This is a genomic window from Glacieibacterium arshaanense (assembly GCF_004681125.1).
GTDB lineage: Bacteria > Pseudomonadota > Alphaproteobacteria > Sphingomonadales > Sphingomonadaceae > Polymorphobacter_A > Polymorphobacter_A arshaanense.
On the sequence record NZ_SIHO01000001.1, the window covers coordinates 790,496 to 816,331 of the forward strand.

Sequence of the window (25,836 nt, forward strand, 5' to 3'; positions counted from 1 at the left end):
CGCGCCTTGCGGGGCGCGGCGGCAAACTTACGGGTGCAGGGCCACGGCCCTGCCCGCCGGAGGCTCTTAGTTCTTAGCCTTGTCCACCAACTGGTTCTTGCCAATCCACGGCATCATCGCACGCAGCTTCGAGCCAACTTCCTCGATCTGGTGCGCCGCAGCCGCCTTGCGCGACGCCTTCAGCTCGGGCTGGCCGGCGCGGTTGTCGAGGATGAAGTTCTTGACGAAGCGGCCGCCCTGGATGTCGGCGAGGACGCGCTTCATTTCGGCCTTGGTGTCGGCGGTGATGATGCGCGGGCCGGTGGTGATGTCGCCATATTCTGCGGTGTTCGAGATCGAATAGCGCATGTTGGCGATGCCGCCTTCATACATCAGGTCGACGATCAGCTTCACTTCGTGGAGGCATTCGAAATACGCCATTTCGGGCGCGTAGCCGGCTTCGGTCAGCGTTTCGAAGCCCGCCTGGATGAGGTGGGTGAGACCGCCGCACAGCACCGCCTGCTCACCGAACAGGTCGGTTTCGCACTCTTCGCGGAAGGTGGTTTCGATGATGCCCGAGCGGCCACCGCCGACGGCGCTGGCATACGACAGGCCGAGATCATGGGCGTTGCCGCTGGCGTCCTGGTGTACGGCGATCAGGCAGGGGACGCCGCCGCCGCGGACGTATTCGCTGCGGACGGTGTGGCCAGGGCCCTTGGGCGCGATCATGAACACGTCGATGTCGGCGCGCGGCTCGATCAGCTGGAAGTGAACGTTGAGGCCGTGCGCGAACGCCAGCGCCGCGCCGGGCTTCATGTTCGGGCCGAGGTCTTCGGCGTAGATCGCAGCCTGATGTTCGTCGGGCGCCAGCACCATCAGCACATCGGCCCATTTGGCGGCTTCGGCGTTCGACATGACCTTGAAGCCGGCAGCTTCGGCCTTGGCGGCGGTGGCCGAACCCGGACGCAGCGCGATGGCCACTTCCTTGACGCCCGAATCGCGCAGGTTCTGCGCATGGGCGTGGCCCTGCGAGCCATAGCCGATGATGGCGATCTTCTTGGTCTTGATCAGGCCGATGTCGGCATCGGCATCATAATAAACGCGCATGGTCTGTGCTTTCCTGCTGCTTCGTTTTCGTCGTGCCCGGTTTCAGCGGGCTGACAGGGTGGGGTGGGGGTTAAACGGCTTCCTTGCCGCGAGCAATCGCCACGACGCCGGTGCGCGCGACTTCGACAAGCCCTACTTCGCGCATCAGCTCGACGAACTGGTTGACCTTCTCGGTCGAGCCGCTGATTTCGAAGACGAAGCTTTGCGTCGTGGTGTCGACGGGTCGCGCCCGGAAAATGTCGGCGAGCCGCAGCGCCTCGACGCGCTTGTCACCGACGCCGGCGACCTTGACGAGCGCCATCTCGCGTTCGACGTGGGGCCCGAGCGCCGTCAGGTCGAGCACGCGGTGCACCGGCACCAGCCGGTCGAGTTGCGCCATGATCTGTTCGATGACGGCGGGCGGCCCGCTGGTCACCACGGTGATGCGGCTGACGGCATGGTCGCCAGACACATCGGCGACCGTCAGGCTGTCGATGTTGTAGCCGCGCGCCGAAAACAGCCCGACGATGCGCGCCAGCACGCCGGCTTCGTTATCGACGAGGATCGACAGCGTATGACGTTCGGAGGGGGCGGTTTTCATTAGACCAGGGCCTGTGCATCTTCGTCGGCGGCCGATGTCTTGTCATCGGGGCCGAGCATCATGTCAGTGTGCGCTGCGCCCGACGCGATCATCGGGAAGCAGTTCGTCAGTTGGGCGACGCGGCAATCGACGAGCACCGGGCCGGGCGTTGCGATCATCGCGGCAATGCCGGTGTCGAGGTCGGCGGCGTTCTCGATGCGGATACCAGTCCAGCCATAGGCTTCCGCCAGCTTGACGAAGTCAGGCAGCGAATCCGAATAGCTTTCCGAATAGCGCGAGCCGTGGTTGAGCTCCTGCCACTGGCGCACCATCCCCATATACTCGTTGTTGACGACGAAGATCTTGACCGGCAGTCGGTACTGGATCGCCGTGCCGAGCTCCTGGATGTTCATCTGGATCGACGCCTCGCCGGCGATGTCGATGACCAGCGCATTGGGGTTGCCGAGCTGCGCGCCGATGGCCGCCGGAAGCCCGTAGCCCATCGTGCCGAGGCCGCCGCTGGTCAGCCACTTGTTCGGCGCATCGAAACCGAAATGCTGCGCCGCCCACATCTGGTGCTGGCCGACTTCGGTCGTGATGATTGGCTGCGCCTTGCGCGTCAATTCGTATAGCCGCTTGATCGCCTGCTGCGGCATGATCTCGCTGCCGGCTTGCGTGAAGCCGAAACTGTCGCGGGCGCGCCAGCCGGCGATTTTCGCCCACCATTGCGCCAGATCGGGGGTGCGCAGCCGGCGCGACTTCCACACCTTGAGCATGTCTTCGAGCACATGACCGACGTCGCCGACGATGCCGAGGTCGACGCGCACCACCTTGTTGATCGACGAACGGTCGATATCGACGTGGATCTTCTTCGAGTTCGGCGAGAACGCATCGAGGCGCCCGGTGACGCGGTCATCGAAGCGCGCGCCAAGGCAAACCATCAGGTCGCACTGGTTCATCGCCATATTGGCTTCGTACGACCCGTGCATCCCCAGCATGCCGAGGAACTGCTTGTCGTCCTGCGGGATGGTGCCGAGACCCATCAGCGTCGTGGTCACCGGCGCACCGGTCAGCTTCGCCAGCTCGCGCAGCATCTGCGCGGCGCCGGGGCCGGAATTGATGATGCCGCCGCCGGTGTAGAGGATCGGGCGCTCGGCGGCAGCGATCATTTCGCATGCGGCTTCGATCGCCTTCAGATCGCCCTTGATCTGCGGCTTGTACGTCTTGTGCTCAATCTTGCCGGGGCGGACGTAGCGGGCGCGCGCCACCTGGATATCCTTGGGCAGATCGACGACGACCGGGCCGGGGCGGCCGGCGGTCGCGATGTGGAATGCCTCATGGATGATGTCGCCGAGCCGCGTCACGTCCTTGACGAGGTAGTTGTGCTTTGAACAGTGGCGCGTGATGCCGACGGTGTCGCATTCCTGAAACGCATCGGTGCCGATCAGATGCGTCGGCACCTGGCCGGTCAGCACGACGATCGGGATAGAATCGCACATCGCATCGGTGATGCCGGTGACGGCATTGGTCGCGCCGGGGCCGCTGGTGACCAGCGCCACGCCGGGCTTGCCGGTGCTGCGGGCATAGCCTTCGGCCGCGTGGATCGCTGCCTGTTCGTGACGCACGAGGATGTGGCGGATGCGCGTCTGATGGAACAGCGCGTCATAAATCGGCAGCACCGCGCCGCCGGGATAGCCGAAGATCACCTCGACACCGAGGTCGGTCAGCGCCTGGACGATGATCTCGGCGCCGGTGAGGTCGCGCGGGGCAGATGCAGAAAGGCTGGCCATGGCCGGCTCCGGGGTTGGGTTTACACAACGAAGCGTCGCCAATACGGACGCAAAATTGCCGTGTCAACCCCGGTTGTCGTAATTATATTGCTACAGAATGGCTCATATCAGCAATAAACAGCGCCGTTCGTGCGCTTGCGCGACACGAACGGCGTGTTTCAGTCCTTCAGGCGGTTGGCGCAGTACGGCGACGTCGCGCCGCCCGCCGCTGGGCACTACCGATCAGGCCAAAGCCGGTGATCATCATCGCCCAGCTTGCCGGTTCGGGTACGGCACTGACGCCGCCGCCATTGTCCCCACCACCAGTGTCACCACCGCCATCATAACCCCCGCCATCATGACCACCGCCGTTCCAGCCGCCGCTATCGCCGCTCCCGAGTTCATAAATGGTCTGGTCGTTGGTGTTCTGGAAATAGACGGTGTCGCTGTTGGCATCGTAGCTGGTCATGCTCAGATACACCCTGGCTTGCTTTTCGCCTTCCTTGGCAAAGCCAATCAGGTCGTAACTGACCTTTTCCAATGCGCCACTGACAAAGTCGAGAACCTGGCCAATATGGTTTGAATCGTAGCTGTCGCTCATGAAGACCTGGCCCTTTTTCATGAAGGCCCAACCCATCGAACCGGCTTCGAACTTGCGCCCATCCAGAACATTCAGGTCTTCGTCGACCTTCAACACGACCCAGGTGCCGCCGCCTTCGGTGCCCATCACATAGCGGCCGGTCTGGTCCTGCATGGTGTTCAGCGCCGAAAAGCCGCCCCAGTTGAACGTATCGCTGCCGTTGCGGCCGCCCATGTTCGACATTTCGGCCTTGGCGTTCAATTGACCTGTGGCAAGGTCCCAGCGGCCAAGAATATTGGCGTCCGGCCAGCCCCATTCGCCCTGCGCATCGAAGATGCGGCCGTAAAGCTGCCCGCCGGTTGCGGTCATGTAGGTGCCGGCCATCATGGCGCCATCGAGTTTCAAAATCTCGCTGACCTCGCCGGCTTCAAACGCCGCAGCATTCTTGTACATCTGCACTTCTGGGCCTTCATAGCCATAGCCCATGCGCGTGTAATAGGCGCCGGTCTTGGAATCGATGGCCAGCGCCAGAAAGTCGGTCTTGGCCTCACGCACCTTTGACACCTTCAACTCGATGGTCTTTGGCGCATCCGACTTTTCGTCGGCCATGGCGGCGTTTAACATGAAGGGAGACAACAGTGCTGTCATGCCCGCCAGAATAATGATCTTCATTGGTCATCCCTTTAGCGCCGCCGGGGCTGATCCCCGCCGGATGTGCAGACCGCCGGCTCAGGCGACGCAATTTGGAATCTGCACAAATCGTGCCAATTCAAGCATTGGCTTTTATCAAGCCGGTCTCGCTGCAACTGCACCCGGCGAATGGCATTATGCGGCTATTTGCTTTGCAAAGAGCAATGGAACTGCAGCAATTTGCAAATGCCAATCGTTCCGTCGACGATGCGACCTATAGCCGTGCCGAAGCCGTCAGCCCTGCACCGCTGCTATCAACCCGCAATTCGAGGCCACCCCGGAGACTGGTTGTTGAACCATGTCGTCTGGCGCTTGGCGAAATTGCGCGTTTCGCGCTGCGCGTCGGCGAGGGCGGACGCGGCGTCGCTGCGCCCCGCCAGTTGCGCGGCGAACGCCCGCACGCCGAGCGCCTTCATCACCGGCAGGTCGGGCGCGAGGTGGCGCGCCAGCAGCGCCGCGACTTCATCGAGCGCGCCTTCGTTCACCATCGCCACCAGCCGCGCATCGCAGCGCTTGTAGAGCTGGTCGCGCGGCAGCGTGACGACACGCGCGTCGAGCTCGACATCGGCACCGATGCCGCCCTCCAGTTGCTGCTGCCAGTCGGCCAGCGAACGTCGTGTGGCGCGCATCACTTCAAGCGCGCGCGCCACGCGCTGGCGGTCGGCACGGTTGAGGCGTTTGGCCATTGCCGGATCTTCACGTTCGAGCGCCGCCCATGCCGCCTCCGCACCCAGCGCGCGCACTTCGCCGCGCACACCGGGGTCGATTTCGGGCACCGGCGCGATGCCGTCGAGCAGCGTGCGGATATACAGCCCGGTGCCGCCGGTGACGATCGGCAACTGCCCCGCCGCATGCGCCGCCGCGACCTCGGCCTTTGCCAGTTCGGCCCAGCCTGCCGCCGAACACGCCACCGCGCCGTCGATGACGCCGTAAAGCCGGTGCGGGGCCTGGGCTTCCTCTTCGGGGGAAGGCCTAGCGCTTAGCACGCGCAAATCGGCATAGACCTGGCTGGCATCGGCGTTGATGATGACGCCGTTCTCGGCTTTTGCCAGCGCCAGCGCATGCGCCGACTTGCCCGAAGCCGTCGGCCCCGCGATAACCACCAGCCTTGCCCGAGAGGATTCGCTCATGCTGCTTGCTACACTGGTTGGCCCCGCGCTGTCGCCGGGCGATCTGCGCGTGGCGAGCGACGCGCTGGCCGCCGCCGGTGCGACGCCGCAGCACTGGACGTGGATCGATGACGGGTTGGCCGCCGACCTGCCGCTGACCGGGCTCGAGCTGGTGGTGGCGCGCGACGTGCTCGAGGCGGCGCTGCCGGCGGTCGACGTCATCGTGCAGAGCACCTTTGCACCGCGCCGCAAGCGCCTGCTGATCGCCGACATGGACTCGACGATGATCACCGTCGAATGCATCGATGAGCTCGCCGATTACGCCGGGCTCAAGCCGCAGATCGCGGCGATCACCGAAGCGGCGATGCGCGGCGATCTCGATTTCGTCGGTGCGCTCGATGCGCGCGTGGCTTTGCTCAAGGACCTCGACGCCGCGGTCATCGACCAATGCCGTGCCGAACGCGTCCGGCTGATGCCCGGCGCCCGCGCGCTGGTGCAGACGATGCGCGGGGCGGGGGCGGCGACCATCCTCGTGTCGGGCGGTTTCACAGCGTTTGCCGAGCCGGTGGGGGCCGAGATCGGCTTTGCGCGCGTGGTCGCCAACGTCCTTGAAATCGCTGACGGCAAGTTGACCGGCACCGTGGCGCGGCCGGTGGTCGATTCCGCTACCAAGCTCGCTGAATTGCAGAGCGCCGGCGTGCCGCTGCCCGCGACGCTTGCGGTCGGCGACGGGGCCAATGACATTCCGATGATCGAGGCGGCAGGGCTGGGCATCGCCTATCACGCCAAGCCGCGCACCGCGGCCGCCGCACAAGCCGCGGTGCGCCACGGCGACCTGACTGTGCTACTCTATGCGCAAGGCTATGCCCGCAAGGACTGGGCGGTTTAGGGGGAGCGCGACATTATGCGGTGGCTGGGCTGGCTGGCGGTGATTGTGGCGGTGCTGGGTGCCGCGCTCTGGGGCGTCAACCGCGCCACCACAGAACGTCTGCCCGACATCGCCGTGCGGCCACCCGCCGGCACCGCACCCGCGCACCGCGACACCACATCCGAAATCAACCTGCAGATCGCGCTGGCATTGCCCGCGCTGCAGCAGCTGATCGAAGCCCAGGTGCCGCGCAGCTTCGCGGGCGAAATGGCCGACCCGACGGGGTTGCTGGGCGATTCGAGCGCCAAGTGGCAGCTCAACCGTGGCCCCGTAACGCTGACCCCGACGCCCGACGGCAAGCTGGCGTTCAGCGCGCCGATCGTCGACAGCCACGCCACATTGACCGGTCGCATCAACGCCGGCAGCGAAGGCCGCGGTCTGTTCGGCAAGATGCAGGCCGTGCTTGGCCAGCCATTCGATCAGACAGTGGCGTTCAGCGGCACGATCAGCGGCACGATTGCGCCGCAACTGCGCCCTGACTGGACGGTCGAACCCAACCTTGAAATCAAGGTGGCGTTCGACAAGGCCGAAGCACAGCTGTTCGCGCTGCCGCTGCGCGTCAGCTTCGCCGAACAGGCAGAAAGCATGATCGCCGCGAGTCTGCGCACCGCGACCGCCGCGCTCGACGCGCAATTGCGCCGCGACCAGCGCCTGCGCACCGCCGCTATGGCGGGGTGGGCGCAACTGGCGGGCAGTCACCAGCTCAGCGGCGCGCCGCCGGCATGGCTCAGCCTGCAACCGCGCAGCATCGCGATTTCGACGCCCGCTACCGACGCGCAGTTCGTCAGCGTGTCGCTGGTTGCCGGGGTCGATGCCGATGTCCAGCTTGGTGGTACTGCGCCAGCGGTGACGCCGGTGCCGCTGCCGGTGCTGGGTGCCGCCGTCGCTGCGCCCGGCCGCTTCCGCGTTTCAGTCCCGGTCGCGGTCAAGCTCGCCGATCTCGCGGCGGTGGCGGGCGGCGCCGACTTCAAGCTCGGCGACCGCACCGTCAGCATCCGCAATATCGTACTCAACGGCGACGGCGGCGCGGTCATCATCGCTGCCGATGTCGATGCAGCGACCGGTCGCTGGCTCGGCGGCGTCAGCGGACGGCTGTATCTGCAGGGCACGCCGGTGCTCGACATGGCGAACGCGCGGCTGTCGTTCACCAATCTGCGCTACACGGTGGCGACGCAAAGCATGCTGACGCGCTCGGCAAGCTGGCTGCTGCAACCCGTCGTGCTGCAGCAACTGCGTCGCCGCGCAGTGTTCGACATGCCCGGCGGCCGCGCCGGCGTCATCGCCGCTGCCAATGCCCGCATCGCGCCGCTGACCGCCGCGCTGCCCGCCGGCACCAGCACCAACCTCGCGCTCGATCAGCTCGACGCCGCCGACCTCGCCATCGATGACGGCTGGCTGACGCTGTTCGTCAGCGCCAGCGGGCCGGTGACTTTGCGGGTGGATTCAACGGCGGCGTTGATGGGCACAAGGCCTTAAGAGCCTCCGGCGGGCAGGGGTGACCCCTGCACCCAACAAATGGGTGCAGGCCTCAGGCCTGCCCGCCGGAGGCCTTTCCGATACTAAACTGCCCGACATGCTTGCCACGCGCATTGCGGTAATGGTGCTTCATCAATGCGAGGTCGGCCTCATAGTCGCCGCTGGGGAACAGCGCGCCGCTGACGACGCAGGTGCGCGTCGGATAGTCAGGGACGGTGAGCACGATCGGCACCTTGGCGAGCCGGGCGATCTGGTAGAAGCCCGATTTCCATTCGGGGTTGAGGCTGCGCGTGCCTTCAGGCGCAATCGCCAGGATCATCGCGTCGGTCGCCGCGAACGCTGCAACCATGGAACTGACCATGTCGTTGTGCTTGCTGCGATCGATGGGGATACAGCCGGCCCAGAGCAACAGCCCGCCGAACGGCCAGCGTACAAGGCTTTGCTTGGCCATCCAGCGCAATCGCACGCGGTAATAGAACGCCACCGCGAGCATGTTGACGGCGTCCCAGTTCGACGTGTGCGGTGCCGCCAGCATCACCGCCTTGGGATAGTTCGGCCAGTCGCCGAAACACTTCCAGCCGGTCAGTTTGAGATAAGCGAGGCAGACCCAGCGGAACATTTCAAACGCCAGCCCGCGGTAGGGGGCCGGGAGCGCCGTGTTCGTATCGAAATTGACGTGCCAACCCTGTTTTTCGGTCATAGACGGCGCTGGCTCCCCCGTGTCGCGCTTTGCGCTGACACCGAAAACTAGCGCGCCGCGAGCGCAAAGCAAGCGGCATGCTGTCGCGCCGGCTAGGCGGCGTGGCGGTCCTTGTGGTGGCTGGTCACAGGGGTGTGCTGCCATGGCAGCCGGCGCGGCGGCAGGCGCCCGGCGTTGAACCATGCCGCGAGCGTCGGCGCGGTGCGCGCCAGCACCGTCGCGCCGACGATGCCGATGCCGAGTGCCAGCACCGGCTGGGCAAAGAAATACAGGGGATACAGCGGGTTGCCGATATTTCCGACCAGCGCCCGGCCGATGGGACTGAGCAGCGCGAAGGTGATCGCATGGCTGCAGAACACCATGAAAATGAACGGTTCGATGGCGCGCAGTCGTGGGCCCAGGCGCGTGTCGGCGAGCGCCAGTGCCGCACACCAGAACAGATATGCCACAGTGAAACGCCGTACCATCATGGTCGCCACTTCGATCGTCGTGGTCGCGCTGGACGTCGTCAGCGCCGCAGGCCCCCAGACGGTCGCGGCGGCCAGCACCAGCGCCATCACAATCGCCCACGGCCGGATGATGCCGTGACCGACGTCGATGCGGTGCACGCGCAGCGCGATGCCGCAGCCGAAGAACAACAGGATCATCGGCCGGATCAGCAGCACGCCGGTCAGGTCGAGCGCGACATTTGTCGCCAGCACCGCGAGCACCAGCAGCGTCAGCACGCGGCCACGCTGCAGCAGCACCAGCAGCAACGGCGAAAGCACGATGCAGACGAACAGGTCGCGCAGGAACGCTACCGGCGCATTGACCGACGGTTGCTGCAGCGCCAGCAGCATATTGACCCAGGTCGCCGCATCGCGTGGAAGCGGCCACGGCGTCGGGTCAAGGCTGCGCCCTGCCACCAGCACCGCGACCATGGCGAGGTTCCACAGGAACAGCGGCACCAGCAGCGTGCGGACGCGGTGGCTGATCAGATGGCCCCAGCGATGGGTGCCACCACTTGCCAGCAGATAACCCGAAACGATGCTGAGCAGCGGCACCGACGAACGGCCAAGGACATCGACCATCAGCTTGAAAACGAGCTGGAACGTCGGGGTGACGACACCGGTCAGGCTGGCGCCATGGCTCGAAGGCCAGGTGTGCACGAACATCACACAGAAAATGCAGATGACGCGCGCCACCGCGATGCCGCGCGACACGGGGCCGGGCACCCTTTTTGACGCCAGCGAAGTGGCATTACGGGATTGTTGATCGGGCAATGGCTTGAATATGTTGCGCTGGCAGCCTGATGACCGTGGCCGCCTGAGCGGCTGCAGCGACGGGCTTGCGAGACGATCCCTTTGTATGGACGCATTAGTCTGCGCCCGGTGATTGACGATCCCGCCTGTCGGCTTGGCCGTGCTACCGGGCCGCGTACTTCAGGGCAGGCATTGCCTTACGCTTTCGGGGGCAAGCCCAACCCCCTAAGCGAACGAGCAACTGACATGTTCCATTGATATTGTAAATAATTGAGCGAAGTGTGCACTGTCGGGTGTGCACGCCGTCGCATCGCGTGGCCGGGTGAACCGGCCGGTTCGAACAGTCAGACCAGTGCCTTGAGCAACAGTTCGTTGACCACCGCCGGATTGGCCTTGCCACCCATCGCGCGCATCGTCTGGCCGACGAAGAAGCCGAACAGCTTGTCCTTGCCGCCCTTGAAGTCGGCAACCTTGTCGGGGTTGGCCGCGAGGATTTCGGCAATGGCGGTTTCGATGGCGCCGGTGTCGGTGACCTGTTTGAGACCGCGTTCCTCGACGATCTTGCCCGCCGGGTCGCCAGTCTCGAGCATGATTTCGAACACCTGCTTGGCGAGCGGGCCCGACAGCGTGCCGTCGGCGGTCAGCACCAGCAGTTCGGCGGCAGCCGCCGGCGAAACCGGTGAATCGCTGATGTCGCGGCCGAGCTTCTTCAACGCGCCGAACAGGTCCGAGGTGACGAAGTTCGATGCGGCGCGGCCGATTTCGGCGGCGGGCTTGCCGGTAGCTAGCACCAGCGCCTCGAAATAGTTGGCCGGTTCCTTTTCGGCGGTCAGCACGTCGGCATTGTAATCGCTTAAGCCCAGTTCGCGGACGAAGCGCGCGCGCTTGGCGTCGGGCAGTTCAGGCAGGCTTTCAAGGCACTCGGCGATGAAGTCTTCGCTGAGTTCGACGGGCAGCAGGTCGGGGTCGGGGAAGTAGCGATAGTCGTGTGCGTCTTCCTTCGAGCGCATCGACCGCGTCTCGCCCTTATCGGGGTCGAACAGCCGGGTTTCCTGGACGACTTCGCCGCCGGCTTCGATGATATCGACCTGGCGGCGCGCTTCATATTCGATCGCCGCCATGACGAAGCGCACCGAGTTGACGTTCTTGATTTCGGCGCGCGTGCCAAAGCCTTCGCCCGGCCGGCGCACCGACACGTTGACGTCGGCGCGCATCGAGCCTTCTTCCATGTTGCCGTCGCAGCTGCCGACATAGCGCAGCAGCGAGCGCAGCTTCTTGACGTACGCCCCGGCCTCGGCCGGCGAGCGCAGGTCGGGCTTCGAGACGATTTCCATCAGCGCGCAGCCCGAGCGGTTCAGATCGACGTAGCTCATCGTCGGCGACTGGTCGTGGATCGATTTGCCGGCGTCCTGCTCAAGGTGGATGCGTTCGATGCCGACGCGCTTGGGCGCTTCGCCTTCGGGTTCGATGGCGAGCGTGCCTTCACCGACGATCGGGTGGTAGAGCTGGCTGATCTGGTAGCCCTGCGGCAGATCGGCGTAGAAGTAGTTCTTGCGGTCGAAGCGCGACCAGCGATGGATTTCGGCACCAAGCGCGAGGCCCGTCCGCACCGCCTGTCGCACGCACTCGCCGTTGAGGACCGGCAGCATGCCCGGCATCGCCGCATCGACGAGGCTGACCTGCGCGTTGGGCTCGGCACCAAAGCTCGCGGCGGCGCCTGAAAACAGTTTAGAGTTGGCAGTTACCTGCGCGTGGACTTCGAGCCCGACGACGATTTCGAAATCGCCGGTCGCGCCGTGCACGCGGTAGCTGCTGTGGCTTCCATCATCGGTGTAGGTCATGGCGTTTCTTTGCTGCGACACGGCGCGTTTTGCAAGCGCTTGCGGTCAGTCGCGACGCTCTGTCTCGGTACCAGTGCCAGCGTCGCCGATGCGTTCGCGCACCAAATACAGCGGGCGCGCCTTCACCTCGGCGAAGATGCGCGCGATATATTCGCCCTGCACGCCCATGCCGATCAGGATGATGCTGTTGAAGGTCAGCATGACGACCATCAGCGACGCGTAGCCCGGCACATCGACGCCGCTGACCAGCGTCCGCCCGACGATGAACGCGGTATAGGCGAATGCCAGAAACGCCCCGGCAAAGCCGAGATAGGTCCAGATCTTCAGCGGAAAGGTCGAAAACGACACGATGCCGTCGAGCGCCAGATTGTACAGCTGCACCGGGCGGAACTTGGTCTGCCCGTGCGCGCGCCGCGGCCGCACATAATTCACCGTCGCAGTCTTGAACCCGACATGCGCGAAAATGCCCTTCATGAAGCGCTCGCGCTCGCCGTAGCTGCGCAACGCTTCGACGACGCGCGCGTCGATCAGCCGGAAATCGCCGACATTGCGCGGGATCGGCGTATCACCAAGCCGCGCCAGCATCGCGTAGAACATGTTGGCGGTGACCCGCTTCAACCGCGTGTCGCTGTCGCGGTTTTCGCGGCGTGCCAGCACGACCTCGGCGCCCTCGCGCCAGCGCGCGACCATTTCGGGGATGACTTCGGGCGGGTCCTGCAGATCGACATCCATCGGGATGACGGCGCGGCCGCGTGCATGGTCGAGCCCGGCGCTGAGCGCGCTTTCCTTGCCGAAGTTACGCGAGAAATCGATCGCGACGATGCGCGGGTCGCGGCCATGTGCGGCGCGGATCTCGGCGATGGTGGCGTCGCGGCTGCCGTCATTGACGAACAGGATTTCCCAGTCGCGCGTGATGCTGTCGAGCACCGGCGCCAGTGCCGCAACGAACGGCGCGATGCTGTCCTGTTCATTATACACCGGCACCAATATGGTCAGCTCGGGGTGCTGCGCGGTGCCGGCGGTCATCGTCAAGCCTTGCCTTTGCTGCGGAACACGAACCAGCGGTACAGAATGAAGCTCACCGGGATGACCAGCATCGTCGCGCCGACGGTAGCCAACGGTAACGGTAGCCAGTTGTCAAGCAGCACCACTGCGCGGCCGAACAGTGCCGCGCACAACAAATTGACGACGATGAAGCCCAGCACCTGCGGCGCCACCGCGCCCTGGCCGGCGTGGGTGAACGTCCAGTAGCGGCTGAGCAGGAAGCCCTGGATGGCGCCGATAACATAGGCGCTGCGGCCCGCCACCTCGACATCGATGCCGAGCTTGGCATGGAGCAGCCACATCGCCACATAGGTCGTCGCGGTGTTGGCGAGGCCGACGACGGCGAAGCGCCCGAATTGCAACGCAAAGGCCCGCCGCGCCTGCGGCATGGTCAGCGAACCTGCCGCAGCATGGTTACCACCATTTCGACGGGGCGGCACTGAACCCGGCGGCACGTTCGATGGCGTAGCCGGCGTTGAGCACGCCGACTTCGTCGAGCGCGCGGCCGATCAGCTGCAACCCGAGCGGCAACCCCGTCGGCGACAGCCCGGCGGGCACCGACATCGCCGGCAGTCCGGCGAGCGAGGACGGCACGGTGAAGACGTCGTTGAGGTACATCTCGAGCGGGTCGGCCTTGTCGCCGAACGCGAACGCCGCGCTCGGCGCCGTCGGCGTCAGTAGCACGTCGCACTTTTCGAAAGCTTCGGTGAAGTCGCGCGAAATCAGCGTCCGGACCTTCTGTGCCTGCGTGTAGTAGGCGTCGTAAAAGCCCGCCGACAGCACATAGGTGCCGATCATGATGCGGCGCTTGACCTCGGCGCCGAAGCCCGCAGCGCGCGTGGCTGAGTACATTTCCGCGAGGCTGGCGCCGTCGGGGGTGACGCGCAGCCCGTAGCGCACGCCGTCATAACGCGCGAGGTTCGACGAGGCTTCGGCAGGCGCGACGATGTAATAGGTCGGCAGCGCGTATTTCGTGTGCGGCAGCGACACATCGACGATGGTGGCGCCGGCATCTTTCAGCCACGCCAGCCCCTGCGTCCACAGCGCGTCGATGGTCGGATCGAGGCCTTCGAGGCGGTATTCCTTCGGCACACCGACGCGCACGCCGCGCAGGTCGCCGGTCAACGCCGCCTCGAAATCGGGGACGGGCAGGTTGAGCGAGGTCGAATCCTTCGGGTCATAGCCCGACATGGACTTGAGCAGGATGGCGCAGTCGCGGACGTCGCGCGCCATCGGCCCCGCCTGGTCGAGCGACGAGGCGAATGCCACCACGCCCCAACGCGAGCAGCGGCCATAGGTCGGCTTGATGCCGGCGATGCCGACGAACGCCGCCGGCTGGCGGATCGAGCCGCCGGTGTCGGTGCCCGTCGCACCCGCGACGAGCCGCGCCGAAACCGCTGCCGCCGAGCCGCCCGACGAGCCGCCGGGCACAAGCTGACGGTTCGAGCCTTCGGCGCGCCACGGCGAAATGACATTGCCGAACGCACTGGTTTCGTTCGATGATCCCATCGCGAACTGGTCAAGGTTGAGCTTGCCGAGCATCACCGCACCATCGGCAAACAGCTGCGACGTCACGGTGGATTCGTACTGCGGCACAAAGCCTTCGAGGATTTTCGACGCCGCGGTCGTCTGCACGCCCTGCGTCGCGAACAGATCCTTGATGCCGAGCGGGATGCCCGTCAGCGGCTTGGCCTCGCCCTTGGCCAGCGCCGCATCGGCAGCCGTCGCTCCGGCGCGCGCATGGTCGGGGGTTTCGACGATGAAGGCGTTGAGCGCCCGCGCGCTTTCGACCGCAGCGATGTGGCTGTCGGTGAGCTCTACGGCCGAAAATGACTTGGCGCGCAGCCCGTCGCGCATCGCGCCGATGGTCAGGTTGGTCAGTTCGGTCACTATTCGATCACCTTCGGCACGGCAAAAAAGCCGAATTCGGCCTGCGGGGCGTTGGCCAGCACCTTGTCGCGGACGCCGCCATCGGTGACGACATCGGCGCGCCACGCCAGATGGTTGGGGATGACCGCGGTCATCGGCGCCACGCCGCTGGTATCGACTTCGCCAAGTTGCTCGATCCAGCCGAGGATGCTGCTGAGCTCGCCGGCGAGCACATCGACATCGCTTTCGGCGATATCGATCCGCGCCAGCCGGGCGATCTTTCTGACGGTTGCGGAGTCTACGGACATGAAACCTCTGGCGGTTAAGATTGCGGAGCCGGTAGCATGGCAATGGACGCACCTCAAGCCGCGCGCTTGACGCGTTGCCGCACGGCGCTAGGCTCGCCCGATGAACATCCCATCACGCACGCGGCTTGCCGCCTTCGCCCTTATCGCCGCCACCTTGGCCGCACCCGCTTCGTCCGCCGAATGGCCGGTCAAACCCGGCGACTTCACCGTCCGCGATTTCAGCTTCGGCAGCGGCGAGAAACTGCCCGAACTGCGCCAACACTACATTACGCTCGGCACCCCGCACCGGGGCAAGGACGGCCAAATCGACAACGCCGTGATGGTGCTCCACGGTACCGGCGGGACGGGCGCGCAATTCCTGCGGCCGCAGTTCGCAGACGAACTCTACGGCCCCGGGCAGCCGCTTGATATCACCAAATATTTCATCATCCTTCCCGACGCCATCGGCCATGGCGGATCGTCGAAACCCAGCGACGGGCTGCGGATGAATTTCCCCAAATACGACTATGCCGACATGGTCGCCGCGCAGCACCGGCTGCTCACCGAACACTTCGGCATCAAGCGGCTGCGGCTGCTGATGGGCACGTCGATGGGCTGCATGATGGATTTCGTCTGGGGCACGACATACCCCGGCGTCGCCAGGGCGATCATGCCGACCGCCTGCCTGCCCGTCGAACTGGCGGGCCGCAATCGCATGTGGCGGATGATGAGCATCGACGCGATCAAGGCCGATCCGGTCTGGGCAAATGGCACCTATACCACGCAGCCGGTCATGGGGTTGCGCACCGCCTCGTCGCTGTCGCTGATTGCCGGTTCAGCGCCGGTGCGCCAGCAAGCCGACTACCCAACACGCGCCGCGGCCGAAAAGGCGCTCGAAGGCCAGGTCGAAGCCAGTATCGCTGCGTCGGACGCCAATGACGTGATCTACCGCCTCGATGCCTCGCGCAACTACAACCCGGCGCCGCTGCTCGGCCGTATCACCGTCCCTGTCACCTGGATCAACAGCGCCGACGACTTCATCAACCCACCCGGCCTCGACATCGCCCCGCGCGAAGCCGCCAAGATGCCCAATGCCAAGTTCATCCTGATCCCCGAAACCGCCGAAGGCCGCGGCCACAGCACGCACACTTGGGCGAAGTTCTGGAAGGCGGATCTGGTCGAGTTGCTGAAAAGGTCAGAATAAGGGCCTCCGGCGGGCAGGGGCTCGCCCCTACACTCATATAGGATGCAGGCCTCAGGCCTGCCCGCCGGAAGCTCTTAAAACGGCTTCACCACCATCGGTCCGCTCGGCGCCAGCGCCTGCGGCACAAGCCCCTGCGGCGCGCCGGTCAAATGACTGGCAATCTCGCCGTAACGCGCCGAGCCCGGCTTGATCGTCACCAGCGCGTGGCCGATGGCGCCGTCACCGGCGTCGGCACGCAGGTTGAGTTCGATGCTGCCGTCATGGTGGACTTGCGCAGTGCCGACCGGTGTAGCGCGGCGCGATTTGATGCGGCGGCGTGGCGGGGCTTCTTCGATGGTTTCGGGCGCCAGTTGCAACTGGCCGGGGTCGAGCAGCGCCCAGAACTTTGCCAGTTGCGGCCAGGCGGCGGGCAGGGTGGTGTCGCGCCCAAAGGCGCGCGCGGCGCTTTCGGCATAGGTTTCCTGCAGTCCGGCGTCGCCCGCCTGTTGTTCGTAACTGCCAAGCTTGGCGAAATCGGCAGTGCGCGCGGCGACGAATTTGCTGGCACCAAGTAAACGATGATTCTTCAGGAAATCATGACCATGCATGGTTTCGTGGAGAAGCAGGTTGAACGAACCATGACCTTCACCGCGCACCGGCAAGCGCCTGCCGCCGGGCATGGGCAGCGTCGCGACCACGACCTGCTTGCGGTTGGGCAGATAGACACCGGGCACGATGTCCCAGGTCATCCCCGCCGGCCAGCCGCGCGGCTGCACGCCCTTGAGGTCCTTGGCATGATCGGTAATCGACCCGCGACAGACGATGATGCGCGCCCCCTTCATGCGCAGGAAGCTCAGCACTTGCGGCGGCAGTTGCGCGGCTGCCGGCCGCACCGCCGCCAAATCGCTGGCATCGGCCGAGCCGCCGAGACCGAGCAACTTGTCGAGGTCCGTCGGCATGGCCTAGCTGGCGCACTTGCCGGCGCCGGGCCCCTTGACGAAGCGCCCGGCCGCCTTGCCGGTCGGCTTGCCGTCCTTGAGCACCTGCACACCGTTGACGAAGACCTGATCGACGCCGGTCGAAAGCTGCTGCGGTTTTTCATAGGTCGCATGGTCGATGATCGTTGCCGGGTCGAAAACCACGACATCGGCGTAGTTGCCGGCCTTGAGAAGCCCGCGGTCGGTGATGCCGAGGTTTGTCGCGGGGAAACTGGTCAGACGACGGATGGCATCGGGTAAAGTCGCCTTGTTTTCTTCGCGCACATATTTGCCAAGCAGTCTCGACACATTGCCGTAAGCCCTTGGATGCGTGCTCGAAAGCAGGAAGACGCCCTCGGGTGCGGGGGCTTCGGCATCCGAGCCGAATGCCACCCAGGGCAAGCCGGTCTGGCGCGCGACATTGGCCTCGTCCATCAGGAAATAGACAGTGCCGACACGGGTGCCGTCTTCGATGACGAGGTCGATTGCGGTGTCCTCCGGCGACGTGCCGCGCAGCTTGGCGACCTGCGCCAGCGTCATGCCGGTGTATTTCTTCAGCGCCGGGTTCTTGAAGCCGATCAGCAGCACCTTGTCGGGTGAGCCTGCGGCGAGCAGCAGATTTTCCTGGCCGGGGAAGGGCTTCTTCATTTCGGAGGCGACCTTGGCGCGTGTCGCCGGGTCCTTGAGCCGGGCAATCCATGCATCGGTGCCGCCCGCCTGCACCCACAGCGGCATCGATGCATCGAGCCCCGTCGCGCCGGCAGTATAGGTGTACATATCGGCGGTAATGCGCTGACCGGCAGCCCGCGCGGCCTCGACCTGCGCGATCACCGCATCGAGTTTGCCCCAATTCTCCTTGCCCGCCTGCTTGAGGTGGTAGATTTCCGCCGGCCCGCCCGAAGCCTTGGAGATTTCAATGAGTTCGGCGATGGCGGTGTCGATATGGTCGCTCTCGTTGCGGATGTGGCTGATGTACATGCCGCCGCAATCGGCACTGGCCTTGGCGAGCGCAATCAGTTCAGGCGTTTCCGCAAAGAATGCCGGCGCATAGATCAGCGAGCTGCCGACCCCCATCGCGCCCTCGTTCATCGCCTGCCGCACCAGTTTCTGCATCGCCGCGAGCTGTGCGGGCGAGGGGTCGACATCGCCTTCGCCGATTTCATGGACGCGCACCGTGGTGGCGCCGACAAAGCTCGCGACATTGGGGGCGATGCCCTTTTTCTCGAGGAAAGTCAGATACTCGCCGAGTGTTGTCCAGGTGACGGGATAGGTAATGTCGGCCTGGTCCTTGACCATCTGCGCCTTCATTGCCGAGTTGAGCGGCCCCATCGAATTGCCTTCGCCCATGACCTCGAGCGTCACGCCCTGCGTGATGTCGCTTAAGCCGCGGCCATCGGCGATCAGTGACTCGGTCGCCCAGCTCAGCATGTTGACGAAGCCCGGCGATACCGCCTTGCCGGTCGCATCGATGACCTTGGCGGCGGACGGCGGTGCGGTGCCGGCCTTTCCCAGCGCGACAATGCGGTCGCCCTCGATGGCCACCCAACCGGGGTAAGGTGCATCGCCGCTGCCGTCGTAGATCGTCCCGCCGCTGATCAGCACATCGGGTCGGGCAAAGGCCGCCGTCGATACGAGAAGCAGCGCAACCGTCGTCAGCCTGACCATCGAACTTCCCCTTGTGGTGACACAGGCTGTCAAATTTGCAGCCAAAAGGGAAGTCGCCACGTCAAATAGGAAAGCTGGCGGGGTAAAAAAGAGGGGGCGGAGGTTTGCACCTCCGCCCCGAAGTACTTTGCTGAAGCGCTTTTTATGCGCTGATGGCGAACTGGCGACGCCGTGCTGCGGCACCGACCATGCCGAAGCCGACGATCATCAACGCCCAGCTGGCCGGCTCGGGCACGGCGCTGTTGAAGCCGATTGCCGTCGAGTTCGCCCCGTGGAGCGGATATTGACCGCCGTCCATGCTCTGGCTGAGGATATTGTAGTCCGAGTCCGCCAGGAACATCTGCGCCGTCAGTGTATCCGAATCCTGGCGGGCATTGTTGATGCCGTAGAAGTAGTTGAAGCTCATCGAAGTGCCGGGCTTGAGCGTCCAGGTGCCGACCTTGATGCCGCCGCCCAGATCGCCGATCGCGTTGCAATTCGCGGCGCAACTGAGGCTGTAAGCGACCGCCGGGTTCGGATTTTCGAATCCGTAGTAGCTTGAGTCGATGACATTCGGGTGGACACCGACGTGACCGTAGCTGTTTTCGTTGAAAGGCGTCGGCGCGATGTCGACATCCCAGTTGCGCTGGAACTTGAACGTCAGCATGCCGCTGCTGGTATTGGTCACGACCTGGTGTACCCTGACGATATTCGGTGCCGCGAAGTTGTACATATGCGTGACATTGGCACCGGCAGTTGTCGTGCTGACGGCCTTGGCCCAGGCCGCGCCCTGCGTGAATGTCGTGCCCGTGATTCCCGACGTGCCATAGAAGTTCTGGTCGGCCCAGGCATTGCCGAGGCTGGTGCTGATGCCCCAGCTGTCGCGCGGGTTGCCGGGTGCCAGCGGATCAAAACCATCGGACAGGCGGCGGAAGCCGACACCCGTGGCGTTGTCATAAAGTTCCCCATTGGCCCCGATGCCAACCGAATAGGAGCCGTTGGTGATGACACCGCCGGCGCTGGCCATAGTGGCACCCGAAAGCGCGGCCGCCGCCAGGCTGGTCAGTAGTAAGGTTTTGGACAACATCGATTTTCCTCTCAAGGTTTGCGGCATAGCTGCCGCCGTTGCAATGTGAAGATTCGGCTCCCTGAGCGCCTCAGCTTCATAATTCGTTAAGCAAATTCCATGCCAAAAATTAACTAATATTAATTTCAATATCTTAACCTTTTTGTAAATTTCGGAAGTGTAAAGATTCTTGACACTTTCGAGGCCGTTATGAGATTTCCGGCCAGCGCAACGCGCATCTCAAGGCCGAAAAATCAAAGGGTGAAGCGGCCTCCGGAATCGGCGAACGCGGTGACATAGGCGCGCCCGGCAGCCTGTGTTATGCGCGGCCGATTGTTGGAGAATCGAACATGCCGGCGCGTCGTTTCCTGTGGATCATCACGATATTGGTCGTGCTCGTCATCATCGCGGCGACGATCTACCGGCTGTTCGGCTTCCAGCTGATTTCGGCCGCATTGGTGCCGGGCAAAAGCTTCGATGTTGCCGCGGCCCCACCGGCGCCCGACTATGCCAAGGTATCCAGCTGGCAGGCCGGTCCCGATATCAAGGACAATGTCGCGCTATGGGCGCCCGTCGGCTACACCGCCGCACCCAAGCCCGGTGTCGCGCTTTTCTTCGTCACCCCGACCGGCTTCATCGATCGCAGCGGCTGGAACGCGCCGCTCGATGACAAGGCGACCAACGAACGCCTCGACATGATGCTCAAGGGGCAGGCGACCGCGTTCAACGGCGTCGCTGCCATCTACGCGCCGCGCTACCGTCAGGCGACCTTCGGTGCGTTCCTGACCGACAAGCCCGACGCGGCGAAGGCGCTCGACCTCGCCTACTCGGACGTGGTGAGGGCGTTCGATGCGTTCGTCGCCAGCATCCCCGCCGGCCAGCCGATCCTCCTCGCCGGCCACAGCCAGGGTGCGTTGCACTTGTCACGGCTGCTCAAGGAGCATATCGCCGGCACGCCGCTCGCCCGCCGCATCGTCGCGGCCTATGTCGTCGGCTGGCCGATCTCGGTCGAGGCCGATCTGCCCGCAATGGCGCTACCGGCGTGCGCGGCGGATGACGCGACCGGCTGCGTGCTGAGTTGGCAGAGCTTCGCCACGCCCGCCGAAACCGCCGACTTGCGCGCGGTCTTCGATGCCGGCACCGGCCTGACCGGCAAGCCGCGTGCCGGCACCGCGATGCTGTGCACCAACCCGCTGCTCGGTCGCGCCACCAACGAAGCCGCAGCTCCCGCGCGCAACCTCGGCGCGCTCGAAATCGCCGTCGCCAAGGCCGGCAAGCCGCTGCCCGCGCACACCATCGGCGCCGTCTGCGGCAACGACGGCTACCTCAATATTGGCGAGCCGCCCGCCGGTTTCGGTACCTATGTGCTGCCCGGCAACAACTATCACGTCTATGACTACAACCTGTTCTGGGCGAACATCCGCGCAGATGCCGAGGCGCGGGTTAATGCCTTCCAGGCAGCCACGCTCGCGCCCGCAGGCGTCGATCCGCAGTGATCCACGACAGTACCACAGCGTTTCGCGAGGCGCTGGCGCAGCGCGGCCGACTGGCTGGGCTCGATGTCGGCACGCGCACCATCGGCCTGGCGACCTGCGACGCCGGCTGGAGCTTCGCGACGCCGCTGGAGACCATCGCGCGCACCAAATTCACCCCCGACCTTGCCAAACTGCGCGCCGTCATCGCCCGCGAACGCGTCGTCGGGCTGGTCGTTGGCCTACCGCTCAACATGGACGGCAGCGACAGCAAGCGCACGCAATCCGTCCGCGAATTCGCCCGCAGTATCGACCAGCACCTTAGCATGCCGCTGCTGTGGTGGGACGAACGCTGGTCAACCGTCGCGGTCGAACGCGCGATGATCGACGCCGACCTCAGCCGCGCCAAACGCCACGAACTCGTCGACAAGCTGGCGGCGGCGCATATTTTGCAGGGTGCCATCGATGCGTTGATGACGGCGACGCTTTAGAATTTAGAGCCTCCGGCGGGCAGGCCTGAGGCCTGCACCCATTTGAAGAGCGCCAAATAATCGGGTGCAGGCGTCACGCCTGCCCGCCGGAGGCCCTTGAAGCTGCTAAAATCTGCACCTTGCCGGCTTCCGTTTTGGCGGCGATGGCGTTACACGCTGCATTCATGACGTTGACACCCCGCGCAGCCGCATCGCTTTCGCCTGGGGAACAGCTATTTCCGCATCGCCATCTGCTCGGGGTTGCCGACTTGACCGGGGCTCAAGCGAGCTGGCTGCTTGATGAGGCCGAGCGCTGGATCGACATCAACCGCGACCCGGCCAAGCGCGTGCTGCTGCACGGCGACGGCGCGTTGCGCGGGCTAACGCAGATCAACGCGTTTTTCGAAAACAGCACGCGGACGCTGCTGAGCTTTGAAATTGCCGGCAAGCGGCTCGGCGCCGATGTCGTCAATATGGGCGTCAGCACGTCGTCGGTGAAGAAGGGCGAGACACTGCTCGATACTGCGCTGACGTTGAACGCGATGCACCCTGATGTCATCGTCATCCGCCACGGGCTTTCGGGCGCGGTGCAGCTGATTTCGGAAAAGGTCGATTGTCCGGTGTTGAACGCCGGCGACGGTCGCCATGAACACCCGACGCAGGCACTGCTCGATGCGCTGACGATCCGCCGGCGGCTCGGCAGCATTGCCGGCAAGACCGTGGCGATCTGCGGCGATATTTTGCACAGCCGCGTGGCGCGCTCGAACTTCGCGTTGCTCGGCACGCTGGGCGCCAAAGTGCGTGCGGTGGCGCCGCGGACGCTGCTGCCCGCCGATGTCGAACGGTTGGGAGTCGAAGTCTTTACCAACATGGATGCGGGGCTCGAGGGCGCCGATGTCGTGATGATGCTGCGGCTGCAGCGCGAGCGCATGTCGAGCGCGTTCGTGCCGTCGAGCCGTGAATATTTCCACTTTTTCGGACTGACCCCGGCGCGACTGGCGGCGGCGAAGTCCGACGTGCTGGTTATGCACCCCGGGCCGATGAACCGCGGCGTCGAAATCGACAGCGCGGTCGCCGATGACATCACGCGCTCGGGCGTCACCGAACAAGTTGAAATGGGCGTTGCGGTGCGCATGGCGTGCCTCGACGTGCTGACGCGCCGCACGCGTAAGGTCGAGGGCTGGGCATGAGTAACGGCCACCCCGTCACCGCGTTCATCAACACGCAACTCGGCAGCGTGCTGGTCGCCGACCGCGAGATTGTCGCGGTGGGTGCCGTCGAACTGCCGTCGGACTGCCAGATCATCGATGCCGAGGGGCTGACAATCGCGCCCGGGCTGATCGATGCCGGGGTGTTCAAGGCCGACTGGCGCGCCTGCCACGCCGGCGGCATCACCCGCGTCATGTTGATGCCTGACCAGAATCCGCCGCTCGACAATCCGGCGATGATCGGCTTTGCCTGGGGCGCCACCAAGCCACACATCTGGGTGCATCCGCTGGCGGCCGCGACGCGCGGGCTGCTGGGCGCCGAGCTTGCCGAAATCGGATTGTGCCAAGCTGCCGGCGCCGTTGGCGTCGCCACCGGCCGCGCCGGGATCGCCGACAGCGGCGTCATGTACCGGCTGATGCAATATGCGGCGGGGTTCGATCTTGTCGTGGTGAGCCATGCCGAGGATGCGACGCTGACCGGCGACGCGGTCGCCACCGACGGCGAAGTCGCGACGCGGCTCGGGCTGCCCGCGGCACCGGCGTTTGCCGAGGCGCTGGCAGTGGCGCGCGACCTGCGCATTGCCGAAGCGACGGGGGCGCGGCTGCATTTCCGGCAAGTCACCACCGCCGAAAGCATTGCGCTGGTGCGTGCCGCGAAGGCGCGCGGCGTGGCCGTCACTTGCGGCGTTACGCCGGGGCATTTCCTGATGAGCGAGCAGTCGGTTTCGGGCTACCGCAGCTTTGCGCGACTGTCGCCGCCGCTGCGCAGCGAGGACGACCGGCAGGCGGTTCTGGCGGGGCTGGCCGACGGCACCATCGATTGCATCGCATCGGGGCACGACCCGCGCAGCCAGGAAGACAAGCGCCTGCCGTTCGCGGATGCCGAGCCGGGGATGATCGGCGCCGAGACGCTACTGGCTCTGGCGCTGACGTTGGTGCGCGACGGCCGGATGACGCAAGACGCGCTGCTGGCAACAATGACCGCCAATCCGGCGCGCATCTTCGGGCTGCCGGCGGGGCATATCGCGCCGGGCCAGCCCGCCGATTTGATGCTGTTCGATGCGGGCGCGCCGTGGCGCATCGATGCCGATGCGACGCTGGCATCGGCCGGCAACACGCCGTTCGACGGCATGCCGACGCAGGGGCGCGTGGCGCTGACGATGAAGGGTGGCGAAACCGTCTGGCGGCGCGCGTGAGCAGTCGCCGCCTGCTCTGGTTGATGGTGCCGCTGCTGCTGGCGGCCAAAAAGCCACCACCGCCGCCGCCCGAGCCGCCGCCGTCGATCAAGCTCGGCGTCGAGAAGTGGCGCGTCGGCGACTATGATGCCGCCGTGGCGATCTGGACGCCGTTCGCGCAGGCCGGTGATACCGATGCGTTGTTCAACCTGGGGCAGGCGTACAAGCTTGGACGCGGTGTGCCGCAGGATCTGGCGCGGGCGCGCGACTATTATGCAGCGGCGGCGGCCAAGGGCAGCGTGCCGGGGCAGGCAAATCTCGGCATCATGATGTTTCAGGCGGGTGAAAAGGCCGAGGCGTTGCGCTGGCTCAAGATGGCCGCCGACCGCGGCGAACCGCGCGCGCAATATGTGCTCGGCGTCGCGACCTTCAACGGCGACGGCATCCGGCGCAGCAAGCCCTTGGGCTATGCCTATCTGCTGCGCGCTTCGGCGAGCGGACTGGCGCAGGCCAAGACGACACTGGCCGCCATCGAGCCGACGCTGAACTACACCGACCGCAGTAGCGGCGAGGCGATTGCCGCGTCGCTGGCGGCGGGCACCGGCGTGCCGGCAGCGTTCGCCAGCAGCGCGCCGCAGACGATCATCAACCCGATTCCGGCGCGCGTGCCGCCGCCACCGGTTTCGGCCACGACTGCAGCCAATCAGCCGGTAGCGCCGCTGCCGCAGGTCGCACCGCCGCCGGTGCAGCCCAAGCCGCAGGTCGTGGTGCAGCCGCCGGTGACGCAGCCCGTCGTTGCGCCTGCGCCCGTCGTCAAACCGCAGCCCGCGCCCGTCGCGCCACCCGTTGTGGTGCCGCAAGCCAAACCGGTGCCGCAGGCCACTCCGGTCGTGCCGCAGCCCAAGCCGCAAGCATCTGTCGTGGCGCCCGCGCCGGTCGTTGTGCCGCCGCCCGCTGCCGTCATCCCGCCGAAACCGCGCCCGCTGCCGCCGCCCGTCGCAAAGGTCGACATTCCGGCGTCCACGCCCGTTGTCGAGCCGGTTCCCACGCCTGCCGCCAAGCCGGTTGCCCCGCCGCCGGTGCCGGAGAAGCTTGCGCCGCCAAAACCTGATAAGCCCGTCGTTAAGGCCGAAACCCCGAAGGCAGCACCTGCCAAGGCCGATGCACCCAAGCCCGAAACACCCAAGCCCGCCGCCAAGCCGGTGCCCAAGGGCTGGCGCGTCCAGCTCGGCGCGTTCAGCACCAGCGCCAAGGCCGAGGCGGCATGGGCGGCAACGCGCAAGGCGGTCAGCGACCTGCCGGCCGGCGGCAAGCCGATCTACGACGCCGGCGACAATATCGTGAAGCTCCAGCTTGGGCCGTTCGCCAGCAAGGCGGAAGCGCAAAAGGCCTGCAAGCAATTGTCCGACGCCGGGCGCGCCTGCTTTACCGTCGCACCCTAGCGCGGCTTGCCGGGGCAGGG

21 protein-coding genes and 2 pseudogenes are annotated in these 25,836 nt (G+C 65.4%); 8 read left to right on the top strand and 15 right to left on the bottom strand.

Features of this window, described 5'->3' with window-relative positions:
- Positions 1-66 precede the first annotated feature (66 nt).
- The 5 genes and pseudogenes from ilvC to miaA all read right to left on the bottom strand — a co-directional run bounded on the left by ilvC (position 67) and on the right by miaA (position 5,814).
- Positions 67-1,086 carry a ketol-acid reductoisomerase gene (ilvC, locus tag EUV02_RS03610; RefSeq protein ID WP_135244835.1) on the bottom strand — a complete coding sequence of 340 codons (1,020 nt, stop codon included), beginning with the start codon at positions 1,084-1,086 and terminating at the stop codon, positions 67-69.
- Positions 1,087-1,156: 70 nt separating this feature from the next.
- On the bottom strand, positions 1,157-1,666 hold the full coding sequence (gene ilvN, locus EUV02_RS03615; RefSeq protein WP_135244836.1) for an acetolactate synthase small subunit: 510 nt from the start codon (positions 1,664-1,666) through the stop codon (positions 1,157-1,159).
- Entirely contained in the window at positions 1,666-3,435 is a 1,770-nt protein-coding gene (locus EUV02_RS03620; RefSeq protein ID WP_135244837.1) for an acetolactate synthase 3 large subunit, read from the bottom strand. Before EUV02_RS03620 ends, ilvN begins: the two co-directional genes overlap by 1 nt.
- Before the next feature lie 166 nt (positions 3,436-3,601).
- Positions 3,602-3,718 (bottom strand): annotated as a pseudogene (locus tag EUV02_RS16080) (PEPxxWA-CTERM sorting domain-containing protein); the annotation flags it as partial.
- A 1,220-nt stretch (positions 3,719-4,938) separates the two neighbouring features.
- On the bottom strand, positions 4,939-5,814 hold the full coding sequence (miaA, locus tag EUV02_RS03630; protein ID WP_135244839.1) for a tRNA (adenosine(37)-N6)-dimethylallyltransferase MiaA: 876 nt from the start codon (positions 5,812-5,814) through the stop codon (positions 4,939-4,941).
- Between miaA and serB the strand changes: the two genes are divergently transcribed.
- Entirely contained in the window at positions 5,813-6,682 is an 870-nt protein-coding gene (serB, locus tag EUV02_RS03635) for a phosphoserine phosphatase SerB (protein ID WP_135244840.1), read from the top strand. The two genes, miaA and serB, sit on opposite strands and share 2 nt — an antisense overlap.
- Before the next feature lie 15 nt (positions 6,683-6,697).
- Positions 6,698-8,197: a DUF4403 family protein gene (locus EUV02_RS03640; RefSeq protein ID WP_135244841.1), complete on the top strand. Its 1,500-nt coding sequence runs from the start codon at positions 6,698-6,700 to the stop codon at positions 8,195-8,197.
- A gap of 52 nt (positions 8,198-8,249) precedes the next feature.
- Here EUV02_RS03640 and EUV02_RS03645 read toward each other — a convergent pair whose 3' ends face one another.
- The 7 genes from EUV02_RS03645 to gatC form a co-directional block, all read right to left on the bottom strand.
- Positions 8,250-8,897, bottom strand: coding sequence for a 1-acyl-sn-glycerol-3-phosphate acyltransferase (locus EUV02_RS03645; protein WP_166430484.1), 648 nt, complete (start codon positions 8,895-8,897; stop codon positions 8,250-8,252).
- A gap of 92 nt (positions 8,898-8,989) precedes the next feature.
- Complete coding sequence (locus EUV02_RS03650; protein WP_135244843.1) at positions 8,990-10,099, bottom strand: acyltransferase family protein; 1,110 nt, start codon at positions 10,097-10,099, stop codon at positions 8,990-8,992.
- A gap of 383 nt (positions 10,100-10,482) precedes the next feature.
- Complete coding sequence (gatB, locus tag EUV02_RS03655) at positions 10,483-11,979, bottom strand: Asp-tRNA(Asn)/Glu-tRNA(Gln) amidotransferase subunit GatB (protein ID WP_135244844.1); 1,497 nt, start codon at positions 11,977-11,979, stop codon at positions 10,483-10,485.
- Between the two features lie 45 nt (positions 11,980-12,024).
- A complete protein-coding gene (locus tag EUV02_RS03660) occupies positions 12,025-13,005 on the bottom strand; it encodes a glycosyltransferase family 2 protein (protein ID WP_135244845.1) in 981 nt (326 codons plus the stop codon).
- A 2-nt stretch (positions 13,006-13,007) separates the two neighbouring features.
- Complete coding sequence (locus tag EUV02_RS03665; RefSeq protein WP_135244846.1) at positions 13,008-13,412, bottom strand: GtrA family protein; 405 nt, start codon at positions 13,410-13,412, stop codon at positions 13,008-13,010.
- Between the two features lie 25 nt (positions 13,413-13,437).
- A complete protein-coding gene (gene gatA, locus EUV02_RS03670; RefSeq protein ID WP_135244847.1) occupies positions 13,438-14,913 on the bottom strand; it encodes an Asp-tRNA(Asn)/Glu-tRNA(Gln) amidotransferase subunit GatA in 1,476 nt (491 codons plus the stop codon).
- On the bottom strand, positions 14,913-15,200 hold the full coding sequence (gene gatC, locus EUV02_RS03675) for an Asp-tRNA(Asn)/Glu-tRNA(Gln) amidotransferase subunit GatC (protein ID WP_135244848.1): 288 nt from the start codon (positions 15,198-15,200) through the stop codon (positions 14,913-14,915). Before gatC ends, gatA begins: the two co-directional genes overlap by 1 nt.
- Before the next feature lie 100 nt (positions 15,201-15,300).
- Between gatC and EUV02_RS03680 the strand changes: the two genes are divergently transcribed.
- Positions 15,301-16,383: an alpha/beta fold hydrolase gene (locus tag EUV02_RS03680; protein WP_135244849.1), complete on the top strand. Its 1,083-nt coding sequence runs from the start codon at positions 15,301-15,303 to the stop codon at positions 16,381-16,383.
- A gap of 74 nt (positions 16,384-16,457) precedes the next feature.
- Here EUV02_RS03680 and EUV02_RS03685 read toward each other — a convergent pair whose 3' ends face one another.
- The 3 genes and pseudogenes from EUV02_RS03685 to EUV02_RS16085 all read right to left on the bottom strand — a co-directional run.
- On the bottom strand, positions 16,458-17,321 hold the full coding sequence (locus EUV02_RS03685; RefSeq protein ID WP_135244850.1) for an anthrax toxin lethal factor-related metalloendopeptidase: 864 nt from the start codon (positions 17,319-17,321) through the stop codon (positions 16,458-16,460).
- A 3-nt stretch (positions 17,322-17,324) separates the two neighbouring features.
- Entirely contained in the window at positions 17,325-19,004 is a 1,680-nt protein-coding gene (locus EUV02_RS03690; protein WP_135244851.1) for an N-acyl-D-amino-acid deacylase family protein, read from the bottom strand.
- A 142-nt stretch (positions 19,005-19,146) separates the two neighbouring features.
- Positions 19,147-19,245: pseudogene (locus EUV02_RS16085) on the bottom strand (PEPxxWA-CTERM sorting domain-containing protein); the annotation flags it as partial.
- 1,154 nt (positions 19,246-20,399) lie between these two features.
- On the opposite strand from EUV02_RS16085, the gene EUV02_RS03700 reads away from it, so the two are divergent.
- The 5 genes from EUV02_RS03700 to EUV02_RS03720 all read left to right on the top strand — a co-directional run bounded on the left by EUV02_RS03700 (position 20,400) and on the right by EUV02_RS03720 (position 25,816).
- Complete coding sequence (locus EUV02_RS03700; protein ID WP_135244852.1) at positions 20,400-21,545, top strand: DUF3089 domain-containing protein; 1,146 nt, start codon at positions 20,400-20,402, stop codon at positions 21,543-21,545.
- The gene (gene ruvX, locus EUV02_RS03705) at positions 21,542-22,012 is read left to right on the top strand and encodes a Holliday junction resolvase RuvX (protein ID WP_135244853.1); all 471 of its coding nucleotides are present in this window, start codon (positions 21,542-21,544) and stop codon (positions 22,010-22,012) included. The genes EUV02_RS03700 and ruvX overlap by 4 nt, the downstream gene beginning before the upstream one ends.
- Before the next feature lie 164 nt (positions 22,013-22,176).
- Entirely contained in the window at positions 22,177-23,181 is a 1,005-nt protein-coding gene (locus EUV02_RS03710; protein ID WP_135244854.1) for an aspartate carbamoyltransferase catalytic subunit, read from the top strand.
- Entirely contained in the window at positions 23,178-24,395 is a 1,218-nt protein-coding gene (locus EUV02_RS03715; protein WP_135244855.1) for a dihydroorotase, read from the top strand. Before EUV02_RS03710 ends, EUV02_RS03715 begins: the two co-directional genes overlap by 4 nt.
- Complete coding sequence (locus EUV02_RS03720) at positions 24,392-25,816, top strand: SPOR domain-containing protein (RefSeq protein WP_135244856.1); 1,425 nt, start codon at positions 24,392-24,394, stop codon at positions 25,814-25,816. The genes EUV02_RS03715 and EUV02_RS03720 overlap by 4 nt, the downstream gene beginning before the upstream one ends.
- Positions 25,817-25,836 lie beyond the last annotated feature (20 nt).

Bases quoted from the DNA above. Each gene is read 5' to 3' on its own strand.
- miaA (WP_135244839.1), bottom strand. From the start codon at position 5,814: ATGAGCGAATCCTCTCGGGCAAGGCTGGTGGTTATCGCGGGGCCGACG.
- EUV02_RS03660 (WP_135244845.1), bottom strand. From the start codon at position 13,005: ATGACCGCCGGCACCGCGCAGCACCCCGAGCTGACCATATTGGTGCCG.
- EUV02_RS03685 (WP_135244850.1), bottom strand. From the start codon at position 17,321: ATGCCGACGGACCTCGACAAGTTGCTCGGTCTCGGCGGCTCGGCCGAT.
- EUV02_RS03645 (WP_166430484.1), bottom strand. From the start codon at position 8,897: ATGACCGAAAAACAGGGTTGGCACGTCAATTTCGATACGAACACGGCG.
- serB (WP_135244840.1), top strand. From the start codon at position 5,813: ATGCTGCTTGCTACACTGGTTGGCCCCGCGCTGTCGCCGGGCGATCTG.
- EUV02_RS03715 (WP_135244855.1), top strand. From the start codon at position 23,178: ATGAGTAACGGCCACCCCGTCACCGCGTTCATCAACACGCAACTCGGC.
- ilvC (WP_135244835.1), bottom strand. From the start codon at position 1,086: ATGCGCGTTTATTATGATGCCGATGCCGACATCGGCCTGATCAAGACC.
- EUV02_RS03680 (WP_135244849.1), top strand. From the start codon at position 15,301: ATGAACATCCCATCACGCACGCGGCTTGCCGCCTTCGCCCTTATCGCC.
- EUV02_RS03640 (WP_135244841.1), top strand. From the start codon at position 6,698: ATGCGGTGGCTGGGCTGGCTGGCGGTGATTGTGGCGGTGCTGGGTGCC.
- EUV02_RS03620 (WP_135244837.1), bottom strand. From the start codon at position 3,435: ATGGCCAGCCTTTCTGCATCTGCCCCGCGCGACCTCACCGGCGCCGAG.
- EUV02_RS03690 (WP_135244851.1), bottom strand. From the start codon at position 19,004: ATGGTCAGGCTGACGACGGTTGCGCTGCTTCTCGTATCGACGGCGGCC.
- EUV02_RS03665 (WP_135244846.1), bottom strand. From the start codon at position 13,412: ATGCCGCAGGCGCGGCGGGCCTTTGCGTTGCAATTCGGGCGCTTCGCC.
- gatB (WP_135244844.1), bottom strand. From the start codon at position 11,979: ATGACCTACACCGATGATGGAAGCCACAGCAGCTACCGCGTGCACGGC.
- gatC (WP_135244848.1), bottom strand. From the start codon at position 15,200: ATGTCCGTAGACTCCGCAACCGTCAGAAAGATCGCCCGGCTGGCGCGG.
- ilvN (WP_135244836.1), bottom strand. From the start codon at position 1,666: ATGAAAACCGCCCCCTCCGAACGTCATACGCTGTCGATCCTCGTCGAT.
- EUV02_RS03710 (WP_135244854.1), top strand. From the start codon at position 22,177: ATGACGTTGACACCCCGCGCAGCCGCATCGCTTTCGCCTGGGGAACAG.
- EUV02_RS03700 (WP_135244852.1), top strand. From the start codon at position 20,400: ATGCCGGCGCGTCGTTTCCTGTGGATCATCACGATATTGGTCGTGCTC.